Source organism: Arhodomonas sp. KWT, from assembly GCF_010993615.1.
Window position 1 is genome coordinate 1 of the sequence record NZ_WNXE01000107.1, and the last position, 10,116, is coordinate 10,116.

Annotated in this window: 8 protein-coding genes; 3 read left to right on the forward strand and 5 right to left on the reverse strand. The window is 67.9% G+C overall.

Going from position 1 to position 10,116, the window contains the following annotated elements:
- Window positions 1–270: hypothetical protein (locus G7A99_RS13535; RefSeq protein WP_163140981.1), on the forward strand; the 270-nt coding region annotated here is incomplete at its 5' end.
- A 168-nt stretch (window positions 271–438) separates the two neighbouring features.
- On the opposite strand, the gene G7A99_RS25780 is transcribed toward G7A99_RS13535, so the two are convergent.
- Window positions 439–801: a carboxymuconolactone decarboxylase family protein gene (locus tag G7A99_RS25780; protein WP_084594076.1), complete on the reverse strand. Its 363-nt coding sequence runs from the start codon at window positions 799–801 to the stop codon at window positions 439–441.
- Window positions 802–945: 144 nt separating this feature from the next.
- On the opposite strand from G7A99_RS25780, the gene G7A99_RS13545 reads away from it, so the two are divergent.
- Window positions 946–1,263, forward strand: coding sequence for a hypothetical protein (locus tag G7A99_RS13545; RefSeq protein WP_163140984.1), 318 nt, complete (start codon window positions 946–948; stop codon window positions 1,261–1,263).
- Window positions 1,264–1,369: 106 nt separating this feature from the next.
- Here the strand turns inward: G7A99_RS13545 and G7A99_RS13550 are convergent, their stop codons facing one another.
- Both G7A99_RS13550 and G7A99_RS13555 read right to left on the reverse strand, forming a co-directional pair.
- A complete protein-coding gene (locus G7A99_RS13550; RefSeq protein ID WP_018717178.1) occupies window positions 1,370–2,128 on the reverse strand; it encodes a Crp/Fnr family transcriptional regulator in 759 nt (252 codons plus the stop codon).
- A gap of 99 nt (window positions 2,129–2,227) precedes the next feature.
- A complete protein-coding gene (locus tag G7A99_RS13555) occupies window positions 2,228–3,451 on the reverse strand; it encodes a S1C family serine protease (RefSeq protein WP_018717177.1) in 1,224 nt (407 codons plus the stop codon).
- A gap of 281 nt (window positions 3,452–3,732) precedes the next feature.
- Here G7A99_RS13555 and G7A99_RS13560 point away from each other — a divergent pair, with 281 nt between their 5' ends.
- A complete protein-coding gene (locus G7A99_RS13560) occupies window positions 3,733–4,677 on the forward strand; it encodes a S1C family serine protease (RefSeq protein ID WP_205599852.1) in 945 nt (314 codons plus the stop codon).
- Between the two features lie 6 nt (window positions 4,678–4,683).
- Here the strand turns inward: G7A99_RS13560 and ftsH are convergent, their stop codons facing one another.
- Both ftsH and mprF read right to left on the reverse strand, forming a co-directional pair.
- Window positions 4,684–6,528: an ATP-dependent zinc metalloprotease FtsH gene (gene ftsH, locus G7A99_RS13565; protein ID WP_018717175.1), complete on the reverse strand. Its 1,845-nt coding sequence runs from the start codon at window positions 6,526–6,528 to the stop codon at window positions 4,684–4,686.
- A 339-nt stretch (window positions 6,529–6,867) separates the two neighbouring features.
- Window positions 6,868–9,375 (reverse strand): bifunctional lysylphosphatidylglycerol flippase/synthetase MprF, encoded by a 2,508-nt coding sequence (gene mprF / locus G7A99_RS13570; RefSeq protein ID WP_163140986.1) that lies wholly within the window; start codon window positions 9,373–9,375, stop codon window positions 6,868–6,870.
- Window positions 9,376–10,116 lie beyond the last annotated feature (741 nt).

Genomic DNA, 10,116 nt, shown 5'->3' on the forward strand with positions numbered 1-10,116 from the left:
TTCAAGCTCTCCGAGGAGGACGCCGGCGGCGTGACCGGGATGCTGGATCGCGTGAGGGCCGTGGGCAACGGCGGCAACGGCATCGTCCTGGAGGAAGAGAGCGCGGGCAGCCTGTTCGCCACCGTCTCGCACGCCACCACCGCCGGCAACGACGACGGCGAGGACACCGGCATCGAGGCCGTCCAGGAGGACGACGGCGCCGGCAGCCTGCGCGTGCGCCGCTCGACCATCGCCGAGGGCATCACCCGCGAGGGGGTCGAGGCGGACTGACCCGTCGGGACGGCCCGGGGGCCGTGCGCGGGCAGGGCTGGCGGCACGTCCGTCTCCGGGTTGCGGGCCCGGCCGACGGTCTTATCTGCAGCGGGGTCGCCGTCCGGCGGCCCCGTCTTCTTCCGTGTTCCGTTTGTGGACGCCGGCTCAGCCTCCGGTGGACCGACACTACGCCATCGCCTCCATCATGGGCACGCGGGTCGCGTAGAGCATCGCCGGTCCGCCCCCCATGAGGTCCGCAACGCTCAGGGCCTCCGCGAGCCCCTCCGGCGACGCCCCGGCCTTCACCGAATCGTGGGTGTGGAACGAGATCCAGCCGTCGCTGGCCGGGATGGCCAGCGCGATGAGTCCTTGTGCCTGGCGCTGAGCGCACCGTCGTAGCCGCCGGCGGCGTGCAGGGCATTGAACGTCTCCATGGTCGCCGGCTGCGTCCCCCTGAAACGGCCCATACAGGATTGGATCCGCTCCAGCTGCTCCGGATAAGGCGCTGCGGTCAGGTCCCGTCTGCCGCCCCCGGGATCCCGGCTGCATCTCGCGGGGGGACTTTAACGGGTTTCAGGACGGTGTATCCGTCCGATTAACCTGGGCTAATGCCAAGTCCGCGGAAGAGGCATAGCGTTGTTCTGCCAACCGTGGGTTGGATGTTTGTCCGTGATAGTCGTGAGGTTCGACATCATGAAGAGTCGTTACGCAATCGCCCTGACCCTCGCTGCCGTGACCACGGTGACCATGATGAGTGGCGTCGCGCTTGCCGGGGAATCCATGGGCTGTGCCGATGATCTGAAGATGCTCAACAAGCGCCTGGATGTCATGCCGGAGGGGATGCACAGGAACGCTGTCCAGAGTCACTACGACGCGGCACAAAAGGCGATGGAGGCGAATGACGAGAAGACCTGCCGGGACGAAGTAGCCAAGGCACGCCAGTCGCTTATGCGTGAGACGGGCGAGGGCTCTCACAAGGGCGGCGGGTCCGGAATGGACGACGAGTCGTAAACAGTCACCGTCGGTTACCGCGGCTGTGCGACGCCTCCGGTCTCCGGCGCTCGCGTGATCCGGCGCCGCCCGGGGGCGGCGCTGGCGCCGTGCGTCCCCGGGAAGGTCAGGGACCCGGCAGAGTGGAGTGCCGGGGTCGACCCGGATACGGTTCAGGCGTGTCCTGGCGGCTGGACAGCGCCAGACGGCGGGCCCGGGCGGGATCGTCGAACACGACGTGGCCGGCGCGAAACCGGAGCACACCGTCCTCGCGTAGCCGCCGCAGCACGCGGTTCAGGTGGATGGCGCTCAATCCCAGGGCGTCGGCCAGGAGGATCTGCGATATCGGACACGCATAGCCGTTTCCCACGGCCATTCCTGCGCGTTGCAGCCGTTCTCCCAGCTCCAGCAGCATGTGGACGGTGCGGGCCACGGCGCTGCGGCGCCCCAGGTCCACCATGCGTTCTTGCGCGGCGACCGCCTCGCGCGACAATGCCCGCAGTACCGGGGCGGCGAGGCCCGGGTCGTGAGTCAGAGCGGCGCGGAGCTGGTACGCCGGAAGACTGTTCGCCACGATCGGCGTCGCGGCCTTGCACCCGGCGCTGGAGCGGCCGAGCAGCGCGTCGGCAAGGCCCGGCATATCCCCGGGAATGTGGAACGCGAGTACCTGGCGGGTGCCGTCGGCCAGCAGCCTGTAGGAGAACGCCCAGCCGCTGACGAGGGCGTAGGCGTGGGGTGCCGGATCGCCCTCCCGGATGACCTCCTGGTCCGGCTGGAACTGCCGTCGTCGGAACGCCGGAAGCAACGCAAATGCTGCGAGGTCGTTGTCTCCCGTCGCGTCGTCCCCGGTGGGGGACCGCGTCGCGGAGGCACGAATATCGGTCATGGCGATGTCTCCCTCCGCCCGGGCAATGCCGTCGATCCTCCCCGTGCCGTTCCGGGGGGGCCGGCCGCGATACCGGCCGGGCGCCTCAGCCCCGGCGCCTCAGTCGTCCGCAGGGACAAGGATGTCCGGCCGCACGGTAGCCTGGCGTCGCTGTCCGTCCCGCAGGTAGACCAGCCGCACGGTCTGGTCCTTCTTTGTCGCGAGGACCACGTCCTGGAGATCACCGCCGCTGGCGATACGGGTGCCGTCCGCCTCGATGACGATGTCGCCACCCGCTGGCCACTGTTGTCCCGAGGCGGTCAGCGTGTATTCGGCACCATGCAGACCTGCACTCTCCGCCGGGCCGTTTTCGGCGACGGAGACGATCATCACCCCGTTTTCCGGCAGTTTTAGCAGCGTTCGAACTTCCGCGGGATAGGCGGCCATATCCAGGACCTGGACCCCGAGCTGTGCCTTTGCGAGGTAACCGCCGGCCTGCAGGTCGGCGAGGCGGATCTTCAGGAGGTTGCTCGGGATCGCGAGGCCGACGCCGACGAAGGTCCCATTGGGCGCGAGAATGGCGTCGTTGACGCCAATCAGCCTGCCCGAAGAGTCAAGCAGTGGCCCGCCGGAGTTGCCGGGATTCACTGCGGCGTCAGTCTGCACGAAGTCGATCGGAATACCGCTGCCGGCGCTCGGCGCGCGACGGTTCACCGCGGAGACGATGCCACTGGTCACCGTGGACTGGAGGCCGAAGGGGTTGCCGATCGCGATGGCCTTCTGGCCCACCTCGACGGTGTCAGAGTCGCCGACAGGTATCGCGATGGCGTTCGCCGGACGGCTCTCGGGGTCCTGCAGACGCAATAGCGCGAGGTCGTAGGACTGGTCGGCGCCAAGCACCGTCACGGGCCGGTCCAGTTCGTCACCGGGAAAGCGCACCGTTATTGTCGCGCCTTGTCTGAGCGTGACCTTCCCCGGCTCCAGGGCCTCGCTCACGACGTGGAAATTCGTCACCAGCAGGCCCTCATCGGTCGCGACGAACCCGCTCCCCGCTGCCCGCTCGGTGTAGGTTCCGGGTTCGTCCGTCCCGCCGGGCACGCCGAAACGCGGGAAGAAGGGCCGCAGCTCCGGTGGCACGTTCTGCAGAGGATCCACCGGTTGGCCTTCGATCGTGACCGTCACCGCCACCACGCTCGGACCGAACCGGCGCACTATATCGATCGTGTTCTGCTCGTCGAGTGCGTGTTCCGCCGAGGCGGGTACCGCGAGTACGAGGAGGGCGGCGCTCCCGACGGACAGGATCCAGTGATGCGCGCGGGCCGAAGGCCAGAGTGACACTGTCATCGCGCATCCTCCTGCTTGGGGCGGTGGCAACACGCCGTCGAGCTCTGCCCCGGCATCTGCATCGAATATCGGAGACCGGGGGGACGGGGCGATTGACGGCGGTCAACGCGAACGTCGCCGGGCCGACGAGTGGCGCAGCGCATGCCGCATCCCGCCCCCATGTATTACCCGTTCCGTCCCGGAGGTTCTCCATGCCCGACCGTTGGCCGGTCCCTGTAAACGACGCCCCGCGGTGCAGTCGCGGCGGCGGTGAGGACGTCGGGTGCCGCGCCGATGCGGTGTTGCTCGACGCATACTCCCGTGCCGTCACCGCGGTCGTGGACGCGGTCGCACCGGCGGTGGTGAGCCTTGCCGTAACGGGCGGGCGTGATGGCGGCGCGGTGTCCGGCAGTGGCTCCGGCGTGGTGCTGACACCCGATGGGCACGTTCTCACCAACAGTCATGTGGTGACCGGTGCCAGGGCGGTGGAAGTGCGTATGAATGATGGCGCCACGCGAACGGGGGATGTCATCGGGAACGACCCGTCCACGGACCTGGCGGTGGTATGGACCCGTGGCGGACGGATGCCCTGTCTGGCGCTGGAGGAGACACCGCCGCTAAAGCCCGGCCAGCTCGCCATCGCCATCGGCAACCCCTACGGTTATGACGCCAGCGTCTCCACCGGTGTGATCAGCGCCCTCGGCCGGGTCCTGCGCGGCGTGGACGGGCGGCTTATCGACAACGTCATACAGCATACGGCGCCGCTGAATCCGGGCAACTCCGGCGGGGCACTGCTCGACAGTCACGGCCGGCTGATAGGCATCAATACGGCGATCGTCGCACCGGCGCAGGCCATCGGTTTCGCCATTCCCGCCACGACGGCCCGGGTCGTCCTCGCCCAGATCCTGGCGTTCGGGCGCGTGCGCCGTGCCCACCTCGGTATTGCCGGGCGTGTCCGTCGGCTGGACCGGCGCCTGGTACGTACGCTGGGGCTTCCCGCGGATTCGGCGGTCGAGGTGGCGGAAGTGACCGCCGGCGGGCCGGCAGCGGGAGCAGGGCTGCGTACGGGTGACTATATTCTCGCCGCCGACGGGACCGCCACCCCCGGGATGGACGCGCTCTTCCGGGTGCTGAGCGGCGCGGTGCCCGACGGCATCCTGCAACTGGACATCCTGCGACGAACCACGCGGCTGACGATCTCCCTGGCGCTGCGGGAGGCGCCGGGCGTCGCCGGGGCGGCGTCCTGAAGGTATTCACCGGGGTGTCGCGGTGCCCGAGGCCGGTGTCTGCGCCGTAGCGGAGCCCTGGAGTGGCGGGAATTCGTCCGCTGTCAGGGTTTCCCGTTCCAGCAGCAGCGCCGCGCCCCGTTCCAGCTCCTGGCGCCGGCGGGTGAGTATGTCCGTCGCCCGTTCGAACGCCTCGTCCACCAGTGCGCGTACCTCGGTGTCGATCACGTGCGCGCTCGCCTCGCTGTACTCCGGCGCCGGGGAGCCGGTGCCCGCGTCGCCGAGAAAGCTCGTCCGGCGGGGTTCGTAGACCATCTGACCCGCTTTCGTGGACATCCCGTAGCGGGTGACCATGTTGCGGGCGATATCCGTCGCCTTGTCCAGATCGTCGGAGGCGCCGGTGGATATCTCCCCGAACACGAGCGCCTCGCACGCGCGGCCACCGAGCAGCACTGCCATCTTGTCGCGCAGTTCCGTGCGCGTCATGAGGAAGCGGTCCTCGGTGGGGCGCTGGATGGTGTAGCCGAGCGCCCCGATGCCGCGGGGAATGATCGAGACCTTGTGCACCGGGTCCATGCCCGGCAGCGATGCGGCGACCAGCGCGTGGCCCATTTCGTGGTAGGCGACGACCCGTCGTTCGAGGGCATTGAGCAGCCGGCTGCGCTTCTCCAGTCCGGCCACGATGCGCTCGACACCGTTACTGAAGTCGTCGCCGGTCACCGCGTCGCCGCCCCGGCGTGTGGCCAGGATGGCCGCTTCGTTCACCAGGTTGGCGAGGTCGGCGCCGGTGAAACCGGGGGTCAATGCGGCAACGTCCTCCAGACGCACGTTTTCCGCCAACCGGATCCTCGCTGCGTGTACCCTGAGGATGGCGAGGCGGCCGGTTCGATCGGGGCGGTCGACCAGGACCTGCCGGTCGAAGCGTCCGGCGCGCAGGAGTGCGGGATCCAGGATCTCCGGGCGGTTGGTCGCGGCGAGCAGTACGATGCCCTGGCTCGGATCGAAGCCGTCCAGCTCGGTGAGAAGCTGATTGAGGGTCTGCTCCTTCTCGTCGTGCCCGCCAACGGGGGAAAGCCCCCGGGCCCGGCCGAGCGCATCCAGCTCGTCGATGAAGATGATGCACGGCGCCGTCTTGCGGGCCTGCTCGAAGAGGTCGCGTACCCGCGCGGCACCCACGCCCACGAACATCTCCACGAACTCGGAGCCCGATATGGAGTAGAACGGCACCCCGGCCTCGCCGGCCACCGCCCGTGCCAGTAGCGTCTTGCCGGTGCCCGGCGGCCCCACGAGCAGAACGCCTTTGGGGACGTGGGCGCCGAGCCGTCCGTAGGACGCGGGATCGCTCAGGAAGTTGACCACCTCCGCGAGCTCCGCCTTGGCCTCGTCGACACCGGCCACGTCGGCGAAAGTCACACGGGTATCCGTCTCGACGTAGATTTTGGCCCGGGATCTGCCGACGGATGTCAGACCGCCAAGGCCCTGCTTTTCGGCCATGCGCCGGATGAAAAACATCCAGATCGCGACGAATACAAGTGCCGGAACGACCCAGGAGAGCAGGTCCCGCAGGAAGGTGCTCTCAACCACCCCGCTGAAGCTGACCCCGTAGCGCTGCAACTGCGCCGCCATGGCCGGCTCCACGCGGGTGGTTGCGACGAATGTGTGCCCGTCAGGTGTCGGGCTCTTCAAACGGCCTTCCAGGTAGTCCTGGTGCACCCTCACTTCGCTTATGCGGCCGTCCTTGAGGAGCGTTTCGAATTCGCTGTAGGGGACGGTTTCCACCAGGCGATAGGCATTCCACCAGCTCTGGAACGCGAGCAGCAGAAACACGGCGATCGCCACGTAGACAGCATTGATCCGGGCCTTCCTGTCCATGTCGCTCGCCCTGCCCTAACGACTCCTAAGGCTAGCTTAGTCTCCCGGGAGGGGCGTGTAACACGAGCGCCGGCGCGGGCGGGGTTTCCGGCAATAGCCACGGCACACGGCCTGCGACCCCCGGAGCAGCCGCGTGGACGGGGTTCGTCGACGTTCGCGGCATGTCGGGACGGCGGACGTGCCCGGACATCGGTTGCCGGCGCGTCATTACCGCTGGAATCATCGCCGGACGCGTGACCCGGGGGTCCGGACCGGGAAAGAAGGTCCGGGTGGTATTGGCGCTGCTGCGCGAGCTGGCATCCGCCTGAACGGTTCCGGCCGTTCCGGCATCCGCACTGGCTATCGCAGGACCAGCCCGCGGTTGCCTCCGGCGATCAGCGTCGCCACGTCGATCAGCGCCCGGGGTAACGCCAGGCCGCTGGGGGCGATCAGGTAGCGTGGTTCCCAGACCGGTGCGTACTTTTCCTTGTAGCGGCGCAGCCCGCGGAAGTTGTAGAAATGCTCCCCATGCTCGAACAGCAGCGTGCCCAGCCGTTGCCAGGTCGGGCCGAGGGACTGATCGTCGAGGCCGGACAAAGGGGCCATTCCGAGGTTGAACCACCGGTAGCCCGCTTCCTGACCCCATAGCATCAGGTGCGTAAACAGGTAGTCCATGACGCCATATGGGGCGTCGTCGCCGTGACGCATCAGGTCGACGGACAGTTCCCCGCCCGCCGGGGCCGTCAGCAGGTTGGCAAAGGCGACCAGCCGCCCGTTGCGCCGGACCGTGGCGCAGTCGAATAGCCGGAGATAGGCGGGCGAGAAGTGGCCCAGCGAAAACCCCTTCTCCCGTGTCCCGCGGCGGTCCAGCCATTGGCGGGAGACCTCGCCCATTTCCCCGATCAGGCGCTCGTCAATTGTCCCGCGGGGCGCGATCGCGAACTCGGCACCCTCGCGTTCCGCCCGCCGCGCGGAGTGTCGCAGATCGCTGCGTCGGTGCCCCTGGAGGGAGAAGTCCGCGAGGTCGACACGGGCCTCTTCGCCGAGCTTGAGCGGTGCGAGGCCGAGGTCGAGGTACAGGGGCAGGGTTGTCGGCGGCACCTGGTAGAACACGGGTCTGCCAGCGTGGAGGTCACACAGTTCCCGGAATCGCCAGACGATATCGGGCCATGCCGAGTCAGGGCCGACGGGATCGCCGAGTGAGATCCAGCTGCGCCCCTGTATCCGGTACATGATGAAGGCGTTGCGATCCGGGTTTAGAAGAAAGCGCTTGTCTCCGGTCAGGGCCAGGGCCGCGCCGGTTCGCGTGGCAGAGGCCACCAGCCGGGCGACATCTGCTGTCTCCCCGACCTTCCCGGTATCAAAGGGTGGTGCGGGGCGTATCAGCTCGCGCAGGACCCAGGTGCTGGTCAGGACCACCACGACCAGCTGAGTGCGGAGTATGCGCGAGGCGTCCGCGTGAAAGGCGAATTGCCACCAAAGCGAGTCCTCGTAAGGGACGTGGCGCAGCGCGAGGACACTGACGAAGCCCGTGAGGGCGATCGCGCCCAGTACCAGGGCCAGCCAGCCCCGGGTGTAGGCGTGTCCGGTCAGGGAGCCTTTGCGGAAAAACGCGCTTCGGGCCATCACCAGGCATGTCAGGACCACGCCCGCAATCAGCGCCTCCTCCCAGTCGAGACCCTTTAGTAGCGAGAACGGGATCGCGGCGGTGAGCAGCAGCACCGTGAGCTGCCAGGCGGAATCGAGCCGCCGGAGAAGGCCGTGTGCGAGAAGCAGCAGCCACAGGCCGACGATACTGCTCAGCAGGTGGGACGCCTCGACGAAGGGCAGGGGCAGCACGTCCCGGAGCATTGCCAGCCGGCCACCGAGCGTCGGTGTTGCCGAGGATATGAGGAGAACCAGTCCACCAAGAAATACGGCGGCCGCCATGACCGGAGGTACCAGTGCGTCGATTGCACCGAGTGGCCATGACGGGCGCTCCGCCGCACGCGGCCAGCGCAGCGTGACTTCCCGGCTAGCCAACAGGATCGCCGCCAACGCGAAAGGCAGCAGGTAGTAAATGACCCGGTACACCAGCAATGCGGCCACGACGGCGGCGCTGTCGCCGTCGGGCAGCGCGATCAGCATCAGTGCCTCGAACACACCCACGCCGCCGGGGCTGTGGCTGAGGATGGCGATCACCATCGCGCCGGTATATATCCCGACGAAAGCGGGCAGGGTCGGGGTGGCGTCAGCAGGGAGGAGTATGTAGAGGGCGGTTGCGGCGAACCCGATGTCCAGCACCCCAAGGGCGAACTGGGTAAGGGTGACCGGCACGGCGGGTACAGCCAGTTGCCAACGGTGCAGTCGTATCGGTGATCGGCGCAGCGCGGTCCAGAGCGTGTAAGACACGGTGACGCCGAGCAGGGTGATGCCTGCCAGCCGGGCCACGGCCGCAGGGAGGGGCAGGATCTGCGCAAGGGTGGCTGGTTCGAACGTGAGCGCCACGGCCAGGAGGAGTATCGCACCCAGGCCGAAGGTGAGCGTGGAGAAGCCCGTGACGGTCGCGATTTCGGCCCCCGAAAGGCCGGCAGCGGAGTAGATCCGGTAGCGGATCGAGCCTCCGGTGAGCAATGGTAGTCCGATATTGTGGCTGAATGCGTAGCTGATAAAGGCCGTGACCGCGAGCTGCCGGTACGGCAGGGGCTTTCGTACGTAATGGAGAGACAGCACCTCGTACACCGTGAGGACGCAGTAAGAGGCCACTGTCGCTGCCAGCGCCATGCCGAGAAGAAGCGGTCGCACGTTCTTGAGGGCGGCACCTATGTCCCGAATCCGGACCTCGGCAAGCAGATGATGCAGTGCCGCCAGGGCAGCCAGGAACAGCACGAGGGAGATGCCACTCCATACGAGGTGATGCCGGTTCACGTTCTGGCCGGCGGACCCAGCTGGCATTGGCTGCCCTCCAGTGGCCTCCCCCTGTTGCCCGCTTCCGGGCCTGTTTGCGTCACGGCTCAGCGGCTGGCCTGCCCGTGCCGGTCCGGTGCCGGCGGCCCTTCGCCAAGTGTGCGGCGGAAGGGCCCACGGCGACGTCCCTGTGGCGTGCATGACAGCTTATCGGAAATCGCGACAGGCCGTTGCGCTTATCCGTCCGTATGCCGGGGTAACGGGAAGGCAATGCCGCGAAGGGTCGAAACCGGGGGACTGACGGTGCGCCCGGGGATGGTGGCGCGGAGGAATCCGGGTCGTGGAGGTTCCGGGCCGGCGAGTTGGTGGTTTTACCCGTGACGTGAGACAGGTAGGCCTCGTCCCGCTGTGCGCTCGGGGGCGCCGCGGCGGGGATGACGTTTTCACCGGTAGCCGCATTGTCGTCGCATGCCGGTGTCCGGGTAGCGGCCCCGGCCGATGGGAAGAGGTGTCGCCGGAGCTTATCCTGTCACCACGGAGCCGCAGCCCTGTGCCGTCTGCGGCCGGCCCCGAGTAGGCGCCCCGCGTCTCCGGTGAGAGCGGGCAATAAAAAAGGGCTTGGGTGTTGATTCCCAAGCCCTTGATATTCTGGTGGGCGGTGCTGGGTTCGAACCAGCGACCCCTGCCGTGTGAAGGCAGTGCTCTCCCGCTGAGCTAACCGCC

Coding starts and splice junctions, on each gene's coding strand:
- ftsH (WP_018717175.1), bottom strand. CDS start 6,528: ATGGACAGGAAGGCCCGGATCAATGCTGTCTACGTGGCGATCGCCGTG.
- G7A99_RS13550 (WP_018717178.1), bottom strand. CDS start 2,128: ATGACCGATATTCGTGCCTCCGCGACGCGGTCCCCCACCGGGGACGAC.
- G7A99_RS25780 (WP_084594076.1), bottom strand. CDS start 801: ATGCAGCCGGGATCCCGGGGGCGGCAGACGGGACCTGACCGCAGCGCC.
- G7A99_RS13545 (WP_163140984.1), top strand. CDS start 946: ATGAAGAGTCGTTACGCAATCGCCCTGACCCTCGCTGCCGTGACCACG.
- G7A99_RS13555 (WP_018717177.1), bottom strand. CDS start 3,451: ATGACAGTGTCACTCTGGCCTTCGGCCCGCGCGCATCACTGGATCCTG.